The sequence below is a fragment of the Paenibacillus sp. FSL R5-0486 genome (assembly GCF_037975155.1).
GTDB lineage: Bacteria > Bacillota > Bacilli > Paenibacillales > Paenibacillaceae > Paenibacillus > Paenibacillus amylolyticus.
The window spans coordinates 314,695-338,040 of the sequence record NZ_CP150237.1 but is presented as its reverse complement, the minus strand read 5'-3'; the positions used below and the strand labels follow the sequence as shown (position 1 = coordinate 338,040).

Genomic DNA, 23,346 nt, shown 5'->3' with positions numbered 1-23,346 from the left:
GCGCCTATATAGTGCTTTCCCAGAAGATCAGATATACTAAACTGGAATGAAATAACAGGTCTGTTCAATATGACTGGAACGTCACAATCCTCATTGTTACCCTATCAACAAATGATTCAGTTGCTGCAGAAAGCGGGTTGGTATGAGAACCGATGCGTTGACATCTCGGCATACATAGAGCAGTGCCCTACATCCGCAGATTTATTTCCGGCTGCCCGATCGTTTCTAGAAGAGTTTTGGGGAATAGATGAAATTATATATTTTAAATACTATAGCCACATCTCCGGGGAAGTGCTGGCTGAAAGCCCCTGGCATGAATATGAAGTTCATTTTATTCCGAATGCTGAAGAGACACTACGTTGTTCCACAGAGATGCATTCGATCTTGAAATACGCTAATGAAGATTGTTATTGTCTTGGATTAACCGGATACTACTATTCCGCAGTCACAGCCATTGGCCGTTCGGGCAAACTGTATCTGTTACACGACTATGATCCAAACGTACATGCATTCGATAATCTGATTGACAGTATGATACATGAACTTCACATGCAAAAGCTTGTTCCCCATTCACTCATGGGATGGAATAAGAAAGGAAATGAGATATGAGCCAATCAACCAATATTATGGGTATCCCTTTTCCCAATGTCACGATGGATCAAACCGTTGCGATCCTTGATAAAGTCGTAGATCAGGAAAGCAATGAACTCTTCCATGTCATCACAGGTAATCCCGAGATTGTTATGTCCTGTCAAAAGAATGCCTCTCTTCGGAAAGTCGTCGATCAAGCCGGGTTGGTCACAGCTGACGGTGCTGGCATTGTGATGGTATCCCGTTTTCGGGGCGGTCAATTGACTGAACGGGTAACCGGTTGTGATCTGCTGTTTCGTTTATTGGAGGAAGGCAATCAAAAACACTGGTCATTCTACATGCTGGGAGCAGAAGAAAGTGTCAGTGAAGAGGCCGTGAAAGTTATTGCGCAACGTTATCCGGGAGTTGTTGTAAAAGGCAGACACCATGGTTACTTCCAGGCAGATGAGGAACAACAGATTGTGGAAGAGATTTGTACTGCTCAACCAGACTTTCTTATCGTGGCTCTTGGCGCCCCCCATGCGGAACACTGGATTAACAAGTATCGCCACCAGTTGAACGCTCGTGTAGCCATAGGTGTTGGAGGCAGTCTCGATATCGTGGCCGGCAAAACCAAACGTGCCCCTGCGATATGGCAGAAGCTTAACCTGGAATGGCTCTATCGCCTCCTCAGTCAACCTTCGAGATGGCGCAGGCAACTCATTTTACCCCGTTTTGCTGTGCGGGCATTGTTGTTCAGAGAACCTAAATAATGTGAGATGAGCAGGAGGGATGATTCGGATGCAACAGGTAGAACAAGGAGACAGACCAAGTATGGGCCTGCTGAATCTGAATGAAGGTGATCATAAATATCAACTGACACGCCATGCTCCTTCCGAAGCACTTCGCCCTTTTGTTAAACATTACTGGATCGTATCGTGGGATCTGACTGGACTTGAACCGTATCCCCAACATGTCGTGCCTAACCCCTGTGTCAATCTGGTTGTGGAACGGAACAATACGTTTTTCTTCGGACCATCGGGACGTAAATTCTCCTATCTTGTGAGCGGGAAAGGTCGTGTATTGGGCGTGAAGTTCAACCCAGGAGGGTTTCATCCCTTCCTCCGCGCTCCTGTCTCTTCATTGTACGGTCAACCGATGAATGTATCCAATATTCTGGACGTCACAGCGGAGTCCTTGGAAGACCGGCTTCTTGGGGCGGGGGATGATGCGGATAAAATCAGTTACATCGACCAGCTATTGTGTGCACACCTTCCTGCTGAAGATGCTCAAGCGAGAATGGTTAATGATATTGTGCAACAGATTGAACAGAACCGAGAGATGCTGAGAGTGGATGATCTGTCTTCTTATTGGAATATGCATACCCGAAAGCTTCAACGGCTGTTCAATCAGTATGTGGGCATCGGACCCAAAACGGTAATCAAGTTGTATCGTCTGCAAAATGCTGCAGAATGGATGGACCGCGGTCTTCACTGTGACCTGATTAAGCTATCTCAGGATCTTGGATATCATGATCAATCCCATTTCATCCGAGATTTCAAGTCCATTATTGGCAGTACACCAGAGGAATACTTACACTCTAGACATCCGCATGGTGAGCGCCGAGGGCTGATCAATTAGAAACCTGTCCTGAAAATCAGGACAGGTGAATGACTTCTATGGTATCCCCCGTGTGAATTACACCTTCCCGTTCAACCGAGCATACAATCCCACGTTTTTTGCGAGCCGCAGGCACGAATTTTTTGCGCAAACCGTCCTGTTCATAGAATTGTTCAATCATTTTTCCCGGATGTACACAGGGAAGGTTCTCCCCTTCACATATTAACCCTGTCCCGTTCGGAAATAGGAGCCGCGTTCCAGCAGGCAGTTCCGTCAATCGATCAATGCCACGAACCAGTATATTGGCACCAAGCCACTCTGGACGCACTTCAGGAATGTTCATTTTCTCAGCAATAAGAGCACATTCTTCCTCAGACACAATACTGATCTGGCGGCGATTCGCAATCGGTGTGCCACGCTTGTAGATTTTCTGACGTGAGTCCGCCGGACGAAGCAGACCATAATGACGGTCACCCGGAATTCCTGCAAGCTCAATGTCGATAAAAGGTACAACTCGGGTCACAAATGTGGATGGATCATCAGCCAACATGACGAATTGAACTGTTCCCATAGTAATCTCCTCCCTTTCCTGAGCAATATTACTTCTTTATTGTTCATTATTACCCAATGAATGGATTGTCGACAATCGGCGTATGCTTACCTTTGTAACCATTTTTTAATTTCAACATCATAACTCAACTGGATAACGATAAATGATTTTAATAATACGCAATTAAATTGTTACAAATTAAATTTGCTCTTTCCGTTCTTGTTGCAAACATTTATACTAGGATGGACAAGTAAATAAATTACATATCAGAAAGCAAGGTGTTTCCTTTGATTAGTATCATTTTTGTAGCTCTTGTAGCTGTCGAACACTTCTATATCATGGTGATGGAGATGTTTATGTGGACTCGTCCACGCACAATGAAAACCTTTAATCTCACGCCGGAATTCGCCAGATCCACCAAATCTCTCGCGGCCAATCAAGGTCTTTACAATGGATTTCTTGCGGCAGGTCTGATCTGGGGACTCGTATATCCGGATGCTGCCGTTGGACAGCATATTCAGATTTTCTTCCTGGCGTGTGTGATTATTGCGGCTCTTTATGGAGGAGCAACTTCTTCACGGTCGATCATTATCAAACAAGGTTTGCCTGCGATCATTGCGTTGTTGCTAGTTCTGTTCCTGTAATTTCTGTCGAATGGTGCATTGCTTCGATTCATGTTAACTCCTTTATGGTAAGGTAGTGAATAGATAGCAGTGTACAATGACCAGAATCGTTCTGGAATTGGAAGGAGAACATGTCATGGGATTGTTTGACAAGCTTCGGCGGCGCAAAAAGGAGAAATTACCTTCAGGTGGTGCTGTCGAATCGACGAATTACAGTGAAACCATCGTGGGTTTTGTCCTGCTGGAGCGTGACGATTGTGATTTTGACCTCTTCATCAGGAACATGAAGAACGAATGGGATATCGAGATTGAAGAACGCCCAGAGGAGGGCAATCTCTTTTTCGAAGTGAATGGAATGCAGGTAGTATGTGCCCACATTGCCGCGCCTGTGCCTGACTGTGAAGTTGAGGAGAATGCCAAACTCAATATCCTTTGGCGAGAAGCGGAGCAAGTTACCTCACGGCACCAGTCTCAGATTATTGTCTCTGTTCTGAACGCAACAGATGCAATTGAAGGACATGTTCTGTTCACTCAAACAGCGAGTGCTTTGTTACAGTTGGATCACGCGCTTGCCATATACATGGCCCCACTTGTTGTTGAAGCCAGTCAGTATGTCGAAACCAGCCGTGGGATCAAACATGATGAGTTGCCCGTCTCGCTCTGGATTTTCATCGGATTATTCCAAAATGCCGAAGGCGCTTCAGCTTACACTTACGGACTACGTAACTTTGGAAAAGAAGAGATGGAGATTATGCAATCGTCTGAATCCTTAAGCGATGTATTTGAGATGATGTTCATGACCACAACGTATGTGGTTGAGAACGACGTCACACTGCATGATGGGGAAACACTAGGCTTCTCGGCAGAACAAAAGCTGAGCATTTCCCTTTCCAAAGGTGTAGCAACGGAAGGTAACAGTTTGAAGATTGGCTTCTAATTTACGTAGGATTTTCAATTTATCATGTTACAGTTATAGAGGCCGTCTGGAGTTCATTCTCTGGGCGGCTTTTAGCTATTTAACCTTCCTTCCAATGAAGATATGATAACAATCCCTGAATTTAACTTCCCTAGGAATAAGTAGTCCATAAGAACCACTTAATTATGAATTTAGTTTTCATTCTCGTTATAAAAAGGTATAATTAATAGGCTTATAGTCTCATATATTACATATTTATTTTATTATCGAGGAGTTGCCTACATGTCTGTTAGACGTTTGGATTCAACTAAACCTATTATTGAAATTATCTGGGAAGGTATTGTTTCTCCTGAACATGTCGAACAAACGAATACAGAAATCCAGAGAATAGCGGAACAATTGGGAAATTCGTTTGATGTGCTAGTAGATATGCGGAACATGAAGGCTTTCCCTCAAGACACCAAAGAAAAAATTGTGGAACACCAGAAATTACTGACACATTGGGGTATGAAACGAGCCAGTGTAGCGGTAGGTGGTGCAATCGCCAAAATGCAATTGAATCGGATTTCCAAAGAATCGGCGCACCAGACTGAATTCCAATGGGAAACGTATGACGAGGCTTTGGCATTTTTGTTGAAATAATATTAAAGTGCTACGGACTTAGTATAATAAGAGAGATACCGATGCTGTACATGGCACACAGAAAGAGGCGTTCCCATGAGGAAACGCCTCTTCTTTTGCAGTTCCACGTGGTTTACTCAGTTTTCCCAGTGATCCGAACGCTCATCATTTAAGATTCAAGTTTACTTACACGTACCATCGTTACTGATGTACCATTTAGGGACTCCTCCACAAATCCTAACCGCTTATATAAGCGAATCGCTTGGTTATCCGGGTCAACACTGAGCGAGACTGCTGCAATTCCCCGCCGTTCAACCTCATCTAATGCGGTCTGAAGCAGTAAGGTACCTACTCCTTTTCCACGTGCATCTTCCGTTACAGCCATCCCCATCTCTGGCGTAGCTGCATTCACATAACCGTATCCCGCATTCTGATCCGTATAGAATCTTAATGTTATTGAACCTAGTCTCTTGCCCTGCTGGTCAACTGCAACATACCCGAAATCCCCTTCTCTTCCCCAGTCTTCAACGTATTTGGACAGTCCGGGAGTATGAATACTTTCGATTGGAAAAGGTTCATCACCTTCTCTTCTATGCAGGGATGCGTATAACATCTCCCACAGAAAGGGGATATCCTGTTCTTCAATAGGGCGTACATAATAGTTGGTTATGATGGTCATGTTTGCTCCTCCTTCAGCTTTTCAAAAAGGCGGTCCATCTCATTCAGATTAAACTCATTGGTAATCTCGTAGTCCTGAAATTTGTCTCTTGTTTTTGCCTCGCTGTAGATTGAGATGGACTTTTCATTATAAAACGTCAGTCCAAATCCATCGGTAAAGCGACCTTCTTTATTAATGGTAAGTCGCCACTCATAGTAATGCGGATTCCTTTCGGAAACGTCGAATTCCCGTACTCTTTTAAGATCAACATCCTTTAATAGCTTCAGCATATCTCTAATCTTATTGGGATCTGTAATCGTCACTTCATCATCTTCATTATACGGTTCATTGTCGGAGATTTTCCTAATCGTCAGTCGATCCAATGTATCCAGCATCGTCATATGATCTGTGACCTCTGCTCGAAACGTCGTGTGTTTGCTGGGGATATACTTAGTATATTGACCAGAGGTATACATACGCACTGCAATAGCTAAAAAAACAATAATCATGACGATACCCATAATCATCTTGATTTGTCTACTCATCCCAATCCCCTCTCTAGATCTACATAAAACATATAAATTGGTAATTATTGATATATCCCAGTATAACATCTCACTCCTTCTGTTCCAATGTCATTTCTTATCTCTGGTCCCTCAATTACGATGACGTTTTTGGGCTACACTAAAATTGGAACATTTAAATGAACAAGCCGCGTTCTCCCATAGGGTGAGCGCGGCTTGTTTGTTACTTTGTTATATTGTTTTATTACCTATTCAGAACAGGTAAGACGATAACCCTTATCCCGAGCATGAATATGACATACGTAGACTTGACCTCACATCTGTTCAGCGTACGCCGAAAACTATTTGTTTTCAGCTCAATACACGACCTGCTGATTCTCGGATAACCAGCTCAGGCTTCAGCACAATCTTCTGTGGCTCTTTTTGTTCATCCTTTAACTCTTCAATCAACAGATCTACAGCGCGATGTCCCAATTCTTCAATTGGCTGGGCAACGGTCGTAAGCGGTGGACTGGTTACCGAAGCCAGAATGGTATTATCAAACCCGATAATCGACACATCCTCTGGCACGCGTAGCCCCAGCTCTTTGGCTGCCTGAAGTGCACCAATGGCCTGAATGTCATTACAACAGAACAAACCTGTCGGGTGATCCTTCTCACCGAGCAGCAGTAACGCCTCTTTTTTGGCCGAGCTCAGGTCAGCTGCCGATTCTCGGATTTGATTCGGTTCCAGCGTATGGCCTGCCTTAATCAGTGTTTCACGGAATCCACGTACACGTTCCTGACTGCTGCTGACTTTGGACGGTTCCGACAGAACCGCTACACGGGTGTGCCCCAGTTCAAGCAAATGCTCCGCTGCGAGTGCTCCGCCAATTATGTCGTCAATGGTGACTGTATGAACCGACAGGGATGGCATATGACGGGCAATCAGAGCAACAGGGATAGACTGCTGCAAGAGGGGTGACAAAATTTCTGCATTATCGATCCCGGTTCCGATCATCATGCCATCTACCCTTTTTTGCTGAAGCAGATTCAGATAACGCTCTACCCGCTCGTCCTTATTATCCGTACTGCAGATGACCACGCTGTAACCCAATTGACGGCTTCGATCCTCCACGGCTCTGGCGAGTTCTGCAAAATAAGGGTTTGAGATGTCCGGTACGAGCAGCCCCAATGTATACGTCTGCTTCCCTGTAAGTGCAGCTGCGATCGCACTGGGTTGATAGTGAAGGCGTTCCATGATCTCCATAATCTCAGCGCGCCGCTTCTCGCTGATCTTGCCTTTGCCATTAATGACCTGCGAGACGGTTGCAATGGATACACCCGCCTCGCGTGCTATATCGTATATGGTTGCTTTCATTGTTTTTCCCCATTTGTGCTATATATAAATTTCGTTATACATAGATAATTGTTCTCTTCTTCTCATTATGCAGGGGGAAGTCTGCATACGCAACTTGAAGCCAGCACAATGTGCGTAGCATGAACTTTTTTACTTTTTCATCAACCACTCATGGTCAGGATCGTTATGGAATTTCCAGGTCCGGGTTGGTCCAGCCATCACGTTCAGATAGTAGACCTCATACCCCGGAGGAGCGCCTACCGGATGATATCCGTCCGGAACAAGCACCACTTCACCGTTTTTCACTGCTAGCGTCTCGTCCACAGAACGATCGTCCGTGTATATGCGCTGAATGGCAAACCCCTGCTCAGGCTGCACGCGGAAATAATACGTTTCTTCCAGCAAAGATTCATCCGGGAGTGCGTCCCGATCATGCTTATGTGGCGGGTAACTGGACCAATGCCCATCTGGTGTGAATACCTCAACAACGAGCAGACTGTCCGCTTCCTTCTGTTCCGGCAAAATGTTGTGAATCTGGCGTTCCAGATTACCATACCCTCGCGCCTCTACCCCTACATCTTCGGGTGCAATGAGACGAGCCGGGTGCGTTCCTTTACCGGGTGCAACACATATAGCGATTTCCAGTTCGGTACGTGCTGTGATCTGTACTTGATCGGAAGTTGAGACGTAGACCGAGTACGGAGGTATTTTCTCGAAAACACTCATTCTTTTTCCGATATTATCCCATGTGTGCTCCCGGGTACTTACATTGGCGAAACCACTGAGAAGCACCACACAGAGTTCCTGATCACCGCTCTCACGGGTTAGCGTCTCCCCCTCCGCCAGCTTCGCTACCTGAAAGCCAACATATTCCCACCCCGCCGACTCCGGTGTTACGTTTATAAGTGTACCGTCTCCCTCCGGGTTCACCACGGGTTTCACAATACGTTCTGACATCTTGTCATCCACTCCTTTCTGTAATCGTCCACAACAACCTGATACTTATAAAAAACAAAACTTGGACCATTCTTACGCTCTATTAGAAAAAAGTGACTTTAATCATCCACCTATGGCGTTGCCGTTTGCGATTCCAGTGACACCCCAGGGACTTCACTCAGCTTCACAGGTCTTCCCCGCTCCATGGACATTTTTGCTGCCAGTGCAATTCGTTCTGCCTGTACTGCATCGTGGCCATCAACGATAACCGGTGTATCATGAATGATTGCATCGATAAAGAGGGCTGTCTCCTGTACATATGCTTCATTGTAGCGTTCCAGGAAAAAGTGTAACGGTTTGTCGCGCATGAGCCCGGCCGCTGTACTGATTTCAGCCGTATTCGGATGATCATTCGCCGCTGCGGCACTGCCCATCGAGCCAAACACTTCAACACGCTGGTCATACCCGTATACAGCCTGACGACTGTTATCAATGACACCAATCGCTCCATTGGCAAAAGTCATCGTTACAATCGCTGTATCCACGTCACCATGTTCCGCAAAAACCGGATTGATCAGCACGTTGCCCTGAGCGTACACTTCTTCCACTTCACTCCCGGACAGATAACGGGCCATGTCAAAATCGTGGATCATCATGTCCATGAAGATCCCGCCAGACACCCGGATGTACTCCGCAGGAGGCGGACTCGGGTCGCGAGACGTAATTTTGATAATATGTGGATCACCAATCGTACCATCCTGCACATGCGCACGTATCCGTCTGAAATTGTGATCGAAGCGGCGGTTAAATCCAATTTGTAGCTTCACGCCAGCCTTCTGAACTGCCGCTACCGCCGCTTGGGTCTGTGCCAGATCCATGCTGACCGGCTTCTCGCAGAAGATATGTTTGCCCGCCTGGGCGGCCTGTTCGATCAACGGCACATGTGTATCTGTTGAAGAACAGATCAGCACCGCGTCTACATTAGGCATCGAGATCAACTCGCTGCTGTTCGTTGTTACAACAGGGATGCCACGACTGGAGGCCCAAGCCTCCAATTCAGGACCTGCAAATAAGTCACTGATTCCCACAATCTCGGCATGCGGGTTACGCAGGAGATTGTCTGCATGAATTTTGCCGATCCGTCCAGCACCGATGATGCCAATTCTCACTTTGTCCTTGCCCATTCCGTTATCCTCCCTATGTGCGTCCATATGGGCTGGGCGTTCCCCTTAGCCCGAGTGATGCTCTGGTTGTTACCAGCGCGCCGTTACCATCTTCTTGCGAGTGTAGAATTCAACACCATCCGTACCATTGGCATGTAGATCACCATAGAAGGACTTTTTCCAACCGGAAAACGGGAAAAATGCCATTGGTGCAGGTACGCCCAGGTTAATACCCAACATGCCCGCATCAATCGTTTCACGGAATTGACGCATACTCGCTCCGCTGCGGGTGAACAGACACGCCCCGTTGGCAAAGTCGGAACGGTTCGCCAGCTCAACGGCTTCCTCCAGCGTAGACACTCTTGCCACCGAGAGTACCGGAGCAAAGATCTCATCCTGCCAAATTTTCATATTGCTATCAACTTGGTCGAATACCGTAGGCCCTACAAAATAACCGGATTCACCTGTCGCCTGATCCTTACGTCCATCCCGAATCAATGCCGCGCCTTCCTGCTCTCCGGCTTCAATGTAACTGAGTGTACGCTCTTTATGTGGTCCACGGATGACAGGACCGAGGAACACGCCATCATCCATACCGTTACCAATGGTAATGCGGTCTGCTGCTTCCACCAGCTTTTGTACTAGTTCGTCAGCCACATCACCCACAGCGACAACAACCGCACATGCCATGCAACGTTCCCCTGCTGAGCCAAAGGCTGCACTGGTAATCTCTTTCACGGTTAGATCGAGATCGGCGTCTGGCATAACGATGGAGTGGTTTTTGGCACCAGCCAGTGCCTGTACCCGTTTGCCATGCTTGGATGCAGTGGTGTAGACGTATTCAGCTACAGGTTGTGATCCGACAAAGGAGATCGCTTGAACATCCTTATGTTCCAGCAACCCGTTCACGACATCATGCGCACCGTGAACGATGTTGAGCACGCCGTCAGGAAGCCCCGCTTCCTTGAACAGCTCTGCCAGGCGGCCTGCCAGCAGCGGTGTGCGCTCGGACGGCTTCAGGACAAAGGTGTTACCACACGCAATAGCCAGCGGGAACATCCAGCACGGCACCATCATCGGGAAGTTGAATGGGGTAATCCCCCCAATTACGCCGATTGGGTAGCGGTACATGCCCGACTCCAGTCCTGTCGCGATGTCAGGCAGTTGTTTGCCCATCATCAGATTCGGGGCACCTGCCGCGAACTCGACGCATTCAATGCCACGCAATACCTCGCCGTACGCTTCGGCATAACTTTTACCGTTCTCCAGTGTCACCAGGCGAGCGAGCTCTTCCCAATGTTCAACCAGCAACTGCTGGTAGCGGAACAGAATACGTGCACGGCGCGGAACCGGTGTGCTGCTCCAGGATTTGAACGCTTCTCGTGCTGTCTGAACCGCCAGATCCACGTCCGCTTGTTCGGACAGTGGCACATGTGCAATAACCTCTTCTGTAGCCGGATTCACCACTGGCTCCGTGCGAGTTGACGCTGGGGTTACCCAGGCACCTCCGATCCAGTTTTGTACCATTGTCGCTGTTGCAGACGCTTCAGAAATTCCTTTTCCCATAGCCCTGTCTCCCTTCGCTTATGTGTGATCCCTTATGTTGAACTTATATGATTGATGTTGATCTGTATGAGTGTGTTATTCAAAGTATTGCAACGAGCTTCAAGACACGGTAATCTCGCCCCGATTGCAACGTTCAATGTAGTCATTCACCTGTTCCACCGTTGGCATTGCATCCGAACAGCTGTGGCTTGAAATAACGATACTTGCTGCGCCACTGCCATACGCCATACTGCGCTCAATTGTCCAGCCCTGCATCAATCCATACAGGAACCCAGCCGCGTAAGAGTCGCCTGCGCCGAACGTTTTGACCACTTTTGCCGGATAGCTGTCCGCACGATGGGAAAGCCCTTCACGCGTATAAGCAATGGACCCTTCCTTGCCGTGTTTGATTACTACAATATTCGCCGAGAAATCAAACCATTTCTGTGCAGTTACTTGATCGCTATGATCCGGATTGTGGTCGAATGTCTCCATCATGTCGAACTCTTCACGTGTGCCGAGGATGATATCGCATTTCTCGGCTGCAAGGTTGTAATAGACCGCTGTCTCTTCGTCCGATGTCCATGTGTATGGGCGATAGTCCAGATCAAACACAATAACTGTGCCATGTTTTTTTGCATACGTTAGTGCCTGTAATACGGCTTCACGGGATGGGCTCTGCGCGAGGGCTGTGCCTGAGATTAACAGCACTTTGGAGTCAGCAATCAACTGCTCTTGTACCTCTTGCGCCTGTAATAACAAATCCGCTACATTGTCCCGGTACATCAGGATACTGCAATCCGTTGGGCTTTTGATTTCGGTAAAAGCAAGCCCTGTCACCGCTCCAGTGTCATCTGTAACTAAATTTGATGTGTCGATGCCGTTCTTCTCCAAATAACTCTGGATGAATCTGCCCATCTGGTCACCTGCGATTTTGCCGATAAAAGCCGTCTTCATACCCAGTCTGGACATGCCAATCGTAATATTGGCCGGAGAGCCACCTACATACTTCGTGAACGTCATCGTCTCTTCCATCGGGCGATTGATCTCATTGGCGTTCAAGTCGATGCACAAGCGGCCAATCGCGGTGAAATCCTTCTTCCTGGATACCGGAAAGGATACGTAAGTCATTGCATGTGAGCCCCTTTCTGTAGTGGGATTTTCCATGTTCTATATGGATATCTAGACTAGTTACTCATTCCATCGTAAGAACTCGTAAACGGCTAGAGTAAGTCAGTTTTATTTTCCAATCGTAACTTTATAATCTTGCTGGCCTTCTTCCTTTTTCGCTTCATAGGTGTGGCCTCTGACCGCTGCAATGCTAAACGAATCAGCTGTGTTGCTATAACGACTCCATATACTTCAAAGATCGCTTCGCATACTCATATGGGTTATGAATCGCAGGGTCCTGCTCTCCTTCAAGCATCGCCCAGCCATCGTACCCTCGTGTGATCAGTTCTTGTAGAATTGGTGCAAAATCAATGCATCCATCGCCTGGTACAGTGAACACTCCTCTACGAATACAACCGACAAAGTCAGACTGCTCCGCGCGTGCTTCATCCAGCACATGCGGGCGGATATCTTTCAGATGGATATAGGCGATCCGATCATAATGTTTGCGCAGCAGTTCAAGTGGATCGGCTCCGCCATAGTAGGCATGACCAGTATCATAGAGCAGATACACGAGAGAAGGGTCTGTCAGCTCCATCAGTCGATCAATCTCATCCGGTTGCTCTACCACTGTGCCTCCATGATGATGATACGTAAGCTTCAACCCAAGTTCGCGGGCAATAGCTCCTGCTTCGTTCAATCCTTCAGCGAGGATATGCCATTCAGATTCGCTGAGTCTGAGCACTTCTTTTTCATTCGGTGTCCGTCTTGGATCAAAATGAAGTGACCCGCCTACCTCTGCCGTACTGATTACCTTACTGCCCATGGATTGCAGAAATTCCGCATGTTTGCGATAACTGTCCAGCTCCGACTGACGATATGCCGGGTCGGAGAAAAGTACAGATTTCCACTGGGAGACCAGCTTGATATTCCTTTTGCTCAATTCCTCACGCAATATAGCAGAATCGGTAGGATATTTACGTCCCATCTCTGTACCCGTCAGCCCAAGACGCTGAATGTCATCCAGAATCTGTGCACACGTTGTCGCATCACCATGCTCCTTCACATCTTCACCGACCCAATTGATCGGATGAATCCCAAGCTGGAATGGCAGCTTGCTCATTGCTCCACGTCTCCTTTGTCGTTCAACATTGTGGTTCACTATATTAAACCGGATTAAATCGGTCTTGCTTTGGCACGGTTGGCTTGCATGGTGTGATGAGCCTGAACTACCTTTTCTTCGGCAGATACCTCAGGTACACCCACATTCCACCATGACTCGTATCCACCTGCGTTGGTTCCAGGCACGACCGGAATCTCAATCAACGTACTCACTGTTTCGTTCTTCGCATCTCGGAGTGCTTGTTCCAGCTGTTCTGCTGTCTCCGCTCTATAGGATTTGGCTCCCATGCTTCGGGCGTGTGCAGCAAAGTCCATTGGCATGTAATTCCCCGTCAGTCGTCCACTCTCGGAATCCCGATAACGGAACTCATTGCCAAACCCGTCACTACCATGTTCCCGCTGTAAATTATGAATACATTGGAATCCATTGTTGTTGAATAATAAAATAGTCATCTTCTTCTGTTCCTGCAAACTGGTCACAAACTCCGAATGCAGCATCAGATAACTGCCATCCCCTACCATGGCGTACACTTCACGATCCGGCTCGGCAAGTGCTGCTCCGAACGCTCCACTTACCTCGTACCCCATACAGGAGAATCCATACTCCATGTGGTATGTCTTTGGTACAGACGCACGCCACAGACGATGTAGATCACCCGGCAGACTGCCTGCCGCACACACTATGACGGAAGATGGATCAATGGTCCGGTTAACGATGCCGACTGCCGTAGTCTGTGCCAGCCCTGCTTCATGTTGAGCTGCATACAGCCGATCCACTTCTGCATTCCACTCAGCGCGGAGATCAGCGATTTCAGATGCACCATATGCACTGCGATATCGTCTTTGCTGCAATTCCTTCTGCAAAGCCTGCAATCCTTCGCGTGCATCTGCCAGAATGGCTTCTCCGCCTAACTTGGCGGCATCCATGCTGTTCAAGTTGATGTTGATGAATGACGCTTCCGGATGTTGAAAAGCAGAGCGGGACGCCGTCGTGAAATCCGAGAACCGCGTACCGACGCCGATCACAACGTCTGCTTCTCTCGCCAGCCTATTGGCTGCCAGAGAGCCCGTAACCCCGATGGCCCCCACATTTAGTGGGTGGTCCCAAGAAACTGCGCTCTTGCCCGCCTGCGTCTCGGCGATCGGAATACCAAATACCTCGGCGAACTCCACGAGTTGAACGGACGCCTCAGAGTACAACACACCGCCGCCTGCAACGAGCAGCGGCTTTCTGCCTCGGGCAATCTGCTCCGTTGCCCGTTCAATGGCTGCCTGTACCGGGGGACGACGATCCAGATAATGTACTTTGCGGGCAAAGAAAGATTCCGGGTAATCGTACGCTTCTGCCTGCACATCCTGCGGCAATGCGAGCGTTACTGCTCCCGTCTCTGCTGGATCGGTTAGCACACGCATGGCCTGTGTAACAGCAATCATCAACTGTTCGGGACGAACGATGCGATCCCAGTACTTGCTGACGGCTTTGAATGGATCAGTGGCTGAGATTGTATAATCACTGCTCACTTCCAACTGCTGAAGTACCGGGTCCGGTTCCCGTGTAGCAAAGTTGTCTCCAGGAAGCAATAAAACCGGAATTCGGTTCACCGTTGCAGTAGCTGCCGCCGTAATCATATTCAAAGCACCAGGTCCAATGGATGTAGTACATGCATAGATCTGTCTACGGTTCTTCTGCTTGGCATAAGCCGCTGCCGTATGCACCATTCCTTGTTCGTTCTTGCCTTGCATATACGTCAGGCTTCCCGGACTGCGCTCCAGCGCTTCTCCAATGCCTGTTACATTGCCATGTCCAAAAATACCGATGATTCCCTTCACAAACTTGGTTTCCACCCCGTCAACCGAGATATATTGCTGATCCAGGTATCGAAGCAGTGCCTGAGCCATCGTTAATCGAATTGTTTTCATGAGTTTGATCGCCGTCCTTTCCTTTACGGGTTAAGCGCTTAATCTAAGTTAAGTTTAAGCGCCTTACCCCTAAAGGTTAAGCGCTTAATTGATATGGTATTACAGGTTAATGATTTACGCAAGCTATTTTTGTAAGCGTTTTTATAAATTGTGATAAAGAAAAGATATTCTTGTGTTCAAACATGTGTTAGACCTTCTCTATTTGAACACTTCCACAATGACTAAGGACAGACTTAAAAGAGAGGGGAATATATCGTGAGGATGGGATACATGTTGGTACATGCTAATCAGCTATATAATCCATGATCTTCGTATACAATCATGGTCAATATGCCTGTGAATGCAGAAAAAAAGAAAGAGACGGTGAGTACCGTCTCTTTCTTTTTCAATATATAAGCGGGTGATGGGAATCGAACCCACGCTATTAGCTTGGAAGGCTAAAGTTCTACCATTGAACTACACCCGCATAAAAAAAATCGGGATGACACGATTTGAACATGCGACCCCCTGGTCCCAAACCAGGTGCTCTACCAAGCTGAGCTACATCCCGTTATCTATACCGGCGAGAGGACTCGAACCTCCACGGTTTCCCACTCGATTTTGAGTCGAGCGCGTCTGCCATTCCGCCACGCCGGCAAAATATGAAGTTATAATGGCGCGCCCTGAGAGATTCGAACTCCCGGCCTTTTGATTCGTAGTCAAACGCTCTATCCAGCTGAGCTAAGGGCGCAAAATATTGGAGCGGAAGACGGGAATCGAACCCGCGACCCTCGCCTTGGCAAGGCGATGCTCTACCGCTGAGCCACTTCCGCAAATAAAGGATGCGCGTGGAGGGACTTGAACCCCCACGTCAAAGACGCTAGATCCTAAGTCTAGTGCGTCTGCCAATTCCGCCACACGCGCATATAATGGTGAGTCATGAAGGGCTCGAACCTTCGACACCCTGATTAAAAGTCAGGTGCTCTACCAACTGAGCTAATGACTCATAGAAAAACTGGTGGAGGATGATGGATTCGAACCACCGAACCCGTACGGGAGCAGATTTACAGTCTGATGCGTTTGGCCGCTTCGCTAATCCTCCAGGATTACATGGTGCCGGCGAGAGGACTTGAACCCCCAACCTACTGATTACAAGTCAGTTGCTCTACCAGTTGAGCTACACCGGCGTATTACATGGTGTTATAAATGGTGGCTCGGGACGGAATCGAACCGCCGACACGAGGATTTTCAGTCCTCTGCTCTACCGACTGAGCTACCGAGCCTTACTAGAATAAAAAAATGGCGGAACCGACGGGATTCGAACCCGCGATCTCCTGCGTGACAGGCAGGCATGTTAGGCCAACTACACCACGGTTCCAGATCACTTTCTCAAAGGAAAGTATAATTGCGGGGGCAGGATTTGAACCTGCGGCCTTCGGGTTATGAGCCCGACGAGCTACCGGGCTGCTCCACCCCGCGTCGTTATAAAGTTTATATGGTGGAGGCTGAGGGGATCGAACCCCCGACCCTCTGCTTGTAAGGCAGATGCTCTCCCAGCTGAGCTAAGCCTCCATAATATGACCCGTAGGGGATTCGAACCCCTGTTACCTCCGTGAAAGGGAGGTGTCTTAACCCCTTGACCAACGGGCCTTACTGGCTCCCCGAACAGGGCTCGAACCTGTGACAACTCGATTAACAGTCGAGTGCTCTACCAACTGAGCTATCAGGGAATGGTGGAGCCAAGCGGGATCGAACCGCTGACCTCCTGCTTGCAAGGCAGGCGCTCTCCCAGCTGAGCTATGGCCCCATACTCTGGTGTATTTCATTGTTGTGGTCTTGCTATGGGCCCTGGTGGACTCGAACCACCGACCTCACCCTTATCAGAGGTGCGCTCTAACCAACTGAGCTAAGGGCCCTTATCAATTTTCGAAAAAAAATACCCCAATGGGGTTTCGCTTGGCGGCGTCCTACTCTCCCAGGACCCTGCGGTCCAAGTACCATCGGCGCTAGAGGGCTTAACGGTCGTGTTCGGGATGGGTACGTGTGGAACCCCTCCGCCATCGCCACCAAACGCATAGCATAGCTTACATTTCAGAGTGTTGTTCTCTGAAAACTAGATTCGAAACGAAACATGCGAATTATCACTTGCTATTGGATAAGCCCTCGACCGATTAGTACTGGTCAGCTCCATGCATTGCTGCACTTCCACCCCCAGCCTATCTACCTCGTCGTCTTCAAGGGGTCTTACATACTGGGAAATCTCATCTTGAGGGGGGCTTCACGCTTAGATGCTTTCAGCGTTTATCCCGTCCGTACATAGCTACCCAGCGGTGCTCCTGGCGGAACAACTGGTACACCAGCGGTACGTCCATCCCGGTCCTCTCGTACTAAGGACAGCTCCTCTCAAATTTCCTACGCCCACGACAGATAGGGACCGAACTGTCTCACGACGTTCTGAACCCAGCTCGCGTACCGCTTTAATGGGCGAACAGCCCAACCCTTGGGACCTACTTCAGCCCCAGGATGCGATGAGCCGACATCGAGGTGCCAAACCTCCCCGTCGATGTGGACTCTTGGGGGAGATAAGCCTGTTATCCCCAGGGTAGCTTTTATCCGTTGAGCGATGGCCCTTCCATGCGGTACCACCGGATCACTAAGCCCGACTTTCGTCCCTGCTCGACTTGTAGGTCTCGCAGTCAAGCTCCCTTATGCCTTTGCACTCTTCGAATGATTTCCAACCATTCTGAGGGAACCTTTGGGCGCCTCCGTTACTCTTTAGGAGGCGACCGCCCCAGTCAAACTGCCCACCTGACACTGTCCCCGCACCGGATTACGGTACCAGGTTAGAACCTAGATACGATCAGGGTGGTATCCCAACGTTGCCTCCACACAAGCTGGCGCTCATGCTTCAAAGGCTCCCACCTATCCTGTACAGATCGTACCCAAATTCAATATCAAGCTGCAGTAAAGCTCCATGGGGTCTTTCCGTCTTGTCGCGGGTAACCTGCATCTTCACAGGTATTAAAATTTCACCGGATCTCTCGTTGAGACAGCGCCCAAGTCGTTACGCCATTCGTGCGGGTCAGAATTTACCTGACAAGGAATTTCGCTACCTTAGGACCGTTATAGTTACGGCCGCCGTTTACTGGGGCTTCGGTTCACAGCTTCGGATTGCTCCTAACCACTCCCCTTAACCTTCCAGCACCGGGCAGGCGTCAGCCCGTATACTTCGCCTTACGGCTTCGCACAGACCTGTGTTTTTGCTAAACAGTCGCTTGGGCCTTTTCACTGCGGCCCCCTCGTGCTATTCACACTACCGGGGCACCCCTTCTCCCGAAGTTACGGGGTCATTTTGCCGAGTTCCTTAACGAGAGTTCTTCCGCGCGCCTTAGAATACTCTTCTCGCCTACCTGTGTCGGTTTGCGGTACGGGCACCATCACCTGGCTAGAGGCTTTTCTTGGCAGTGTGAGATCATGACCTTCGCTACTATAATTTTCGCTCCCCATCACAGCTCAGCCTTACAATGTGCGGATTTGCCTACACATCAGCCTCACTGCTTAGACGGACATCCATCAGTCCGCGTCACTACCCTACTGCGTCCCCCCATTGCTCATAACGGCTTACGGTGGTACAGGAATTTCGACCTGTTGTCCTTCGACTACGCCTTTCGGCCTCGCCTTAGGTCCCGACTTACCCTGAGCGGACGAGCCTTCCTCAGGAACCCTTAGGCTTTCGGCGGATCAGATTCTCACTGATCTTTTCGTTACTCATACCGGCATTCTCACTTGTATAATGTCCAGCGCTCCTTACGGTACACCTTCAACCCTTATACAACGCTCCCCTACCCCTGATGCAAAGCATCAAGCCATAGCTTCGGTGGTGTGTTTAGCCCCGTTACATTTTCGGCGCAGAGTCACTCGACCAGTGAGCTATTACGCACTCTTTCAATGATGGCTGCTTCTAAGCCAACATCCTGGTTGTCTGTGCAACTCCACATCCTTTCCCACTTAACACACACTTGGGGACCTTAGCTGATGGTCTGGGCTGTTTCCCTTTTGACAATGGATCTTAGCACTCACTGTCTGACTCCCGGAAGTAAGTCTATGGCATTCGGAGTTTGACTGAGCTTGGTAACCCTTGCGGGCCCCGCACCCAATCAGTGCTCTACCTCCACGACTCTGTTTTCCGAGGCTAGCCCTAAAGCTATTTCGGGGAGAACCAGCTATCTCCGAGTTCGATTGGAATTTCTCCGCTACCCCCACCTCATCCCCGCATTTTTCAACATGCGTGGGTTCGGGCCTCCAGTGCGTGTTACCGCACCTTCACCCTGGACAGGGGTAGATCACCCGGTTTCGGGTCTACGTCCACGTACTAAGTCGCCCTATTCAGACTCGCTTTCGCTGCGGCTCCGGCTCTTCACCTTAACCTTGCACGGGAACGTAACTCGCCGGTTCATTCTACAAAAGGCACGCCATCACCCCTAAAACGGGCTCTGACTTTTTGTAAGCACACGGTTTCAGGTTCTATTTCACTCCCCTTCCGGGGTGCTTTTCACCTTTCCCTCACGGTACTGCTTCACTATCGGTCGCTAGGAAGTATTTAGCCTTGGCAGATGGTCCTGCCGGATTCATACGGGGTTTCACGTGCCCCGCACTACTCGGGATCCGTCTCGGAGGGAACAGACTTTCAACTACAGGGCTTTTACCTTCTTTGGCGGGCCTTTCCAGACCTCTTCGCTTAACCGGTTCCTTTGTAACTCCATGTGAGACGTCCCACAACCCCAAAGAGCAAGCTCTTTGGTTTGGGCTTCTCCGCGTTCGCTCGCCGCTACTGACGGAATCACTATTGTTTTCTCTTCCTCAGGGTACTTAGATGTTTCAGTTCCCCTGGTATGCCTCTGCATAACCTATGTATTCAGTTATGAGTAACTGGAAATTACCCCAGCTGGGTTTCCCCATTCGGACACCCCCGGATCAAAGCTTGCTTACAGCTCCCCGAGGCAGTTTCGTTGTTCGCCACGTCCTTCATCGGCTCCTAGCGCCTAGGCATCCTCCGTGTGCTCTTAGTAGCTTAACCATTTTGTTCCGGTTTCGGCCGCTCGCTTCCCTTGTTTTGCTTGCGCAAAGCCAAAAGTCGCTCTCACCCGATACCATCACAAAAGCAATTTGACTACCGTTTTTATTGAAACTTGTTTAACACAAGTTCAGCTAAAAAGGAATGTTCTAATTCGCGTTTGTTTCGTTTCGATATCTAGTTTTCAAAGAACAAGCTCCATGCAAAAGCAAGCTGTTTGAGAGTTTGAGCTCTCAAAACTGAGCAACGAGTGAGTAGTTTGTGCAGATCTAGTCTGCTATTTGAATGTTTCCGTTGCAGGAAACGATTCTCCATAGAAAGGAGGTGATCCAGCCGCACCTTCCGATACGGCTACCTTGTTACGACTTCACCCCAATCATCTATCCCACCTTCGGCGGCTGGCTCCTTGCGGTTACCCCACCGACTTCGGGTGTTATAAACTCTCGTGGTGTGACGGGCGGTGTGTACAAGACCCGGGAACGTATTCACCGCGGCATGCTGATCCGCGATTACTAGCAATTCCGACTTCATGCAGGCGAGTTGCAGCCTGCAATCCGAACTGAGACCGGCTTTGTTGGGATTGGCTCCATCTCGCGATTTCGCAGCCCGTTGTACCGGCCATTGTAGTACGTGTGTAGCCCAGGTCATAAGGGGCATGATGATTTGACGTCATCCCCACCTTCCTCCGGTTTGTCACCGGCAGTCTATCTAGAGTGCCCATCCGAAATGCTGGCAACTAAATATAAGGGTTGCGCTCGTTGCGGGACTTAACCCAACATCTCACGACACGAGCTGACGACAACCATGCACCACCTGTCTCCTCTGTCCCGAAGGAAAGATACATCTCTGCATCGATCAGAGGGATGTCAAGACCTGGTAAGGTTCTTCGCGTTGCTTCGAATTAAACCACATACTCCACTGCTTGTGCGGGTCCCCGTCAATTCCTTTGAGTTTCAGTCTTGCGACCGTACTCCCCAGGCGGAGTGCTTAATGTGTTAACTTCGGCACCAAGGGTATCGAAACCCCTAACACCTAGCACTCATCGTTTACGGCGTGGACTACCAGGGTATCTAATCCTGTTTGCTCCCCACGCTTTCGCGCCTCAGCGTCAGTTACAGCCCAGAGAGTCGCCTTCGCCACTGGTGTTCCTCCACATATCTACGCATTTCACCGCTACACGTGGAATTCCACTCTCCTCTTCTGCACTCAAGTCACCCAGTTTCCAGTGCGATCCGGGGTTGAGCCCCGGGATTAAACACCAGACTTAAATGACCGCCTGCGCGCGCTTTACGCCCAATAATTCCGGACAACGCTTGCCCCCTACGTATTACCGCGGCTGCTGGCACGTAGTTAGCCGGGGCTTTCTTCTCAGGTACCGTCACCTTGAGAGCAGTTACTCTCCCAAGCGTTCTTCCCTGGCAACAGAGCTTTACGATCCGAAAACCTTCATCACTCACGCGGCATTGCTCCGTCAGGCTTTCGCCCATTGCGGAAGATTCCCTACTGCTGCCTCCCGTAGGAGTCTGGGCCGTGTCTCAGTCCCAGTGTGGCCGATCACCCTCTCAGGTCGGCTACGCATCGTCGCCTTGGTGAGCCGTTACCTCACCAACTAGCTAATGCGCCGCAGGCCCATCCCCAAGTGACAGATTGCTCCGTCTTTCCAGTTTCCTTCAGGCGAAGAAAACAATTATTCGGTATTAGCTACCGTTTCCGGTAGTTGTCCCAAACTTGAGGGCAGGTTGCCTACGTGTTACTCACCCGTCCGCCGCTAACCATCAGAGAAGCAAGCTTCTCTTCAAGTCCGCTCGACTTGCATGTATTAGGCATGCCGCCAGCGTTCGTCCTGAGCCAGGATCAAACTCTCCAATAAAGTATTGAAAAGAGCGATAAGCTCATTTTGAATCTGACGAGATTAAAAATCTCATTTGTGCTCCAGTCGATTCAAGCCAAGGCTTGTCTCAAACTTTTGCGTTCATTCTGCAAGCAGAATGTTTACTCACTCGTTGTTCAGTTTTCAAAGATCAAACTCGTTTCGTTACCGAATGTTGTTCTCTTCAGCAACTTTTATATCATAACACTTCCGAACCAACTTAGCAAGCTCTTTTTTTAAGTTTCTTTCGAAGCTCATTTCATTCGCTTACCGCACCGTGTAAACCGTGTTTTCTTGGCCGGAATTAGAATATATCATATACACAACACAATTGCTACTTGTAAAATATCCCATCTAAAAACTGATTATATATTTGATTCAACCTCTTCATAATCTCTTTTCCAATGGCAATATCCTCTTACTATATCCTATTATACACTCACCGGTCTAATCTATCTAAATAATAGGTTGTGAATAGACTCATTCAACATCATTACATTCGTTCTATAAGATAAGAAACATAATACATCTTCTCAATAACACTGCTATCTATTATGTCGGTATCAAATCTAATAATTAAACTCCATAAGCTGTGAGCTTATTTAGATTCTGCTTTTCACTTTTTATACCCTTATAAGTCTCTGAACCTGCCCATCACTATCGTGTCGTAATACTGTCCATCCGCATGTCTACGATCCTTTTTCAAAATACCTTCGATCTCGAAGCCACTCTTTTGGTATAACTCGATTGCCTTTTCATTGGATGCCAGCACGTTCAACGTCATCTTCTCTACACCAGTCTGGTCTGCCCATTCTATTGACTTCTCTAACAAGTTCTTGCCAATCCCATGCCCCCAGAACTCTCTGGCTACACACACGCCGAACTCAACTTTATGGCAAAAGCGCTTCAGCTCTGTACCTTCACATCGGGAGTATCCCACAACAGCAACAAAGAACAGATTCCTTGACTTCTCAGTGTCCAAATGGATGATCCGCCTAAACCCGGCTGCGTCGATATACGCCTCGCCCTCTTCACGATCCATGTTCTCGGTTTCCCCATCGATTTGTACACGTAGTGAAGACAAGGCCTCAGCATCCTTTTCCTCTGCCGATCTAATGGAGTAAGATAAGCCTTTAATGTAATATTCCTGCTGATCGATCATCATAAGAACCATACCTCCTCTTCCACTTTATTTAATTACTATACC

Annotated in this window: 17 protein-coding genes, 17 tRNA genes and 3 rRNA genes; 6 read left to right on the top strand and 31 right to left on the bottom strand. The window is 48.7% G+C overall.

What is annotated here, in order from left to right:
- Positions 1–69 precede the first annotated feature (69 nt).
- From MKY01_RS01575 to MKY01_RS01565, 3 genes are read left to right on the top strand one after another with little or no spacing between them, the layout of a single operon-like run.
- On the top strand, positions 70–609 hold the full coding sequence (locus tag MKY01_RS01575) for an SUKH-3 domain-containing protein (RefSeq protein ID WP_282319671.1): 540 nt from the start codon (positions 70–72) through the stop codon (positions 607–609).
- On the top strand, positions 606–1,343 hold the full coding sequence (locus tag MKY01_RS01570; protein WP_282319673.1) for a WecB/TagA/CpsF family glycosyltransferase: 738 nt from the start codon (positions 606–608) through the stop codon (positions 1,341–1,343). The genes MKY01_RS01575 and MKY01_RS01570 overlap by 4 nt, the downstream gene beginning before the upstream one ends.
- A gap of 28 nt (positions 1,344–1,371) precedes the next feature.
- Positions 1,372–2,211: a helix-turn-helix transcriptional regulator gene (locus tag MKY01_RS01565; RefSeq protein WP_282319675.1), complete on the top strand. Its 840-nt coding sequence runs from the start codon at positions 1,372–1,374 to the stop codon at positions 2,209–2,211.
- Between the two features lie 16 nt (positions 2,212–2,227).
- Here the strand turns inward: MKY01_RS01565 and MKY01_RS01560 are convergent, their stop codons facing one another.
- Positions 2,228–2,761, bottom strand: a complete 534-nt coding sequence (locus MKY01_RS01560; protein WP_017691131.1) for an MOSC domain-containing protein — start codon at positions 2,759–2,761, stop codon at positions 2,228–2,230.
- A 266-nt stretch (positions 2,762–3,027) separates the two neighbouring features.
- On the opposite strand from MKY01_RS01560, the gene MKY01_RS01555 reads away from it, so the two are divergent.
- The 3 genes from MKY01_RS01555 (at position 3,028) to MKY01_RS01545 (ending at position 4,921) form a co-directional block, all read left to right on the top strand.
- Entirely contained in the window at positions 3,028–3,384 is a 357-nt protein-coding gene (locus tag MKY01_RS01555; protein WP_315371169.1) for a DUF1304 domain-containing protein, read from the top strand.
- Positions 3,385–3,460: 76 nt separating this feature from the next.
- Positions 3,461–4,300 (top strand): DUF4261 domain-containing protein, encoded by an 840-nt coding sequence (locus tag MKY01_RS01550; protein ID WP_282319677.1) that lies wholly within the window; start codon positions 3,461–3,463, stop codon positions 4,298–4,300.
- A gap of 261 nt (positions 4,301–4,561) precedes the next feature.
- Positions 4,562–4,921, top strand: coding sequence for a hypothetical protein (locus tag MKY01_RS01545; RefSeq protein WP_076254902.1), 360 nt, complete (start codon positions 4,562–4,564; stop codon positions 4,919–4,921).
- Between the two features lie 148 nt (positions 4,922–5,069).
- On the opposite strand, the gene MKY01_RS01540 is transcribed toward MKY01_RS01545, so the two are convergent.
- The 30 genes from MKY01_RS01540 to MKY01_RS01395 all read right to left on the bottom strand — a co-directional run bounded on the left by MKY01_RS01540 (position 5,070) and on the right by MKY01_RS01395 (position 23,304).
- A complete protein-coding gene (locus MKY01_RS01540) occupies positions 5,070–5,579 on the bottom strand; it encodes a GNAT family N-acetyltransferase (RefSeq protein WP_051449808.1) in 510 nt (169 codons plus the stop codon).
- A complete protein-coding gene (locus MKY01_RS01535; RefSeq protein ID WP_282319678.1) occupies positions 5,576–6,103 on the bottom strand; it encodes a hypothetical protein in 528 nt (175 codons plus the stop codon). The genes MKY01_RS01540 and MKY01_RS01535 overlap by 4 nt, the downstream gene beginning before the upstream one ends.
- 330 nt (positions 6,104–6,433) lie before the next feature.
- Positions 6,434–7,441, bottom strand: a complete 1,008-nt coding sequence (locus tag MKY01_RS01530) for a LacI family DNA-binding transcriptional regulator (protein ID WP_282319679.1) — start codon at positions 7,439–7,441, stop codon at positions 6,434–6,436.
- 129 nt (positions 7,442–7,570) lie between these two features.
- A complete protein-coding gene (gene iolB, locus MKY01_RS01525) occupies positions 7,571–8,377 on the bottom strand; it encodes a 5-deoxy-glucuronate isomerase (protein WP_036607990.1) in 807 nt (268 codons plus the stop codon).
- 110 nt (positions 8,378–8,487) lie between these two features.
- Positions 8,488–9,540, bottom strand: a complete 1,053-nt coding sequence (gene iolG, locus MKY01_RS01520) for an inositol 2-dehydrogenase (RefSeq protein WP_076329989.1) — start codon at positions 9,538–9,540, stop codon at positions 8,488–8,490.
- 69 nt (positions 9,541–9,609) lie between these two features.
- Positions 9,610–11,085 (bottom strand): CoA-acylating methylmalonate-semialdehyde dehydrogenase, encoded by a 1,476-nt coding sequence (locus MKY01_RS01515; protein ID WP_339285099.1) that lies wholly within the window; start codon positions 11,083–11,085, stop codon positions 9,610–9,612.
- 99 nt (positions 11,086–11,184) lie between these two features.
- Complete coding sequence (gene iolC, locus MKY01_RS01510) at positions 11,185–12,195, bottom strand: 5-dehydro-2-deoxygluconokinase (protein WP_339285098.1); 1,011 nt, start codon at positions 12,193–12,195, stop codon at positions 11,185–11,187.
- A gap of 211 nt (positions 12,196–12,406) precedes the next feature.
- Positions 12,407–13,297, bottom strand: coding sequence for a myo-inosose-2 dehydratase (iolE, locus tag MKY01_RS01505; protein ID WP_339285096.1), 891 nt, complete (start codon positions 13,295–13,297; stop codon positions 12,407–12,409).
- Positions 13,298–13,350: 53 nt separating this feature from the next.
- Positions 13,351–15,216 carry a 3D-(3,5/4)-trihydroxycyclohexane-1,2-dione acylhydrolase (decyclizing) gene (gene iolD, locus MKY01_RS01500; RefSeq protein WP_339285095.1) on the bottom strand — a complete coding sequence of 622 codons (1,866 nt, stop codon included), beginning with the start codon at positions 15,214–15,216 and terminating at the stop codon, positions 13,351–13,353.
- A gap of 395 nt (positions 15,217–15,611) precedes the next feature.
- A tRNA-Gly gene (locus tag MKY01_RS01495) sits at positions 15,612–15,682 on the bottom strand.
- 10 nt (positions 15,683–15,692) lie between these two features.
- Positions 15,693–15,766: transfer RNA gene (locus MKY01_RS01490), tRNA-Pro, on the bottom strand.
- A gap of 7 nt (positions 15,767–15,773) precedes the next feature.
- Positions 15,774–15,852: transfer RNA gene (locus tag MKY01_RS01485), tRNA-Leu, on the bottom strand.
- Positions 15,853–15,869: 17 nt separating this feature from the next.
- Positions 15,870–15,946: transfer RNA gene (locus MKY01_RS01480), tRNA-Arg, on the bottom strand.
- A 7-nt stretch (positions 15,947–15,953) separates the two neighbouring features.
- Positions 15,954–16,028 (bottom strand) — tRNA-Gly (locus tag MKY01_RS01475).
- Between the two features lie 10 nt (positions 16,029–16,038).
- Positions 16,039–16,119: transfer RNA gene (locus MKY01_RS01470), tRNA-Leu, on the bottom strand.
- Positions 16,120–16,125: 6 nt separating this feature from the next.
- Positions 16,126–16,201: transfer RNA gene (locus MKY01_RS01465), tRNA-Lys, on the bottom strand.
- Between the two features lie 10 nt (positions 16,202–16,211).
- Positions 16,212–16,297: transfer RNA gene (locus MKY01_RS01460), tRNA-Tyr, on the bottom strand.
- 9 nt (positions 16,298–16,306) lie between these two features.
- Positions 16,307–16,382, bottom strand: a tRNA-Thr gene (locus MKY01_RS01455).
- A gap of 20 nt (positions 16,383–16,402) precedes the next feature.
- Positions 16,403–16,478: transfer RNA gene (locus MKY01_RS01450), tRNA-Phe, on the bottom strand.
- A 17-nt stretch (positions 16,479–16,495) separates the two neighbouring features.
- Positions 16,496–16,573, bottom strand: a tRNA-Asp gene (locus MKY01_RS01445).
- Between the two features lie 27 nt (positions 16,574–16,600).
- Positions 16,601–16,674, bottom strand: a tRNA-Met gene (locus MKY01_RS01440).
- A gap of 17 nt (positions 16,675–16,691) precedes the next feature.
- A tRNA-Val gene (locus MKY01_RS01435) sits at positions 16,692–16,767 on the bottom strand.
- Positions 16,768–16,773: 6 nt separating this feature from the next.
- A tRNA-Glu gene (locus MKY01_RS01430) sits at positions 16,774–16,845 on the bottom strand.
- Between the two features lie 4 nt (positions 16,846–16,849).
- Positions 16,850–16,925, bottom strand: a tRNA-Asn gene (locus MKY01_RS01425).
- A 1-nt stretch (position 16,926) separates the two neighbouring features.
- A tRNA-Ala gene (locus MKY01_RS01420) sits at positions 16,927–17,002 on the bottom strand.
- Between the two features lie 35 nt (positions 17,003–17,037).
- A tRNA-Ile gene (locus MKY01_RS01415) sits at positions 17,038–17,111 on the bottom strand.
- A gap of 38 nt (positions 17,112–17,149) precedes the next feature.
- Positions 17,150–17,266, bottom strand: a 5S ribosomal RNA gene (gene rrf / locus MKY01_RS01410).
- Positions 17,267–17,346: 80 nt separating this feature from the next.
- A 23S ribosomal RNA gene (locus MKY01_RS01405) occupies positions 17,347–20,272 on the bottom strand.
- A gap of 314 nt (positions 20,273–20,586) precedes the next feature.
- Positions 20,587–22,139 (bottom strand): 16S ribosomal RNA (locus MKY01_RS01400).
- Together the 16S, 23S and 5S rRNA genes with 17 tRNA genes alongside form the textbook arrangement of a ribosomal RNA operon.
- Before the next feature lie 631 nt (positions 22,140–22,770).
- On the bottom strand, positions 22,771–23,304 hold the full coding sequence (locus tag MKY01_RS01395) for a GNAT family N-acetyltransferase (RefSeq protein ID WP_339285094.1): 534 nt from the start codon (positions 23,302–23,304) through the stop codon (positions 22,771–22,773).
- Positions 23,305–23,346 lie beyond the last annotated feature (42 nt).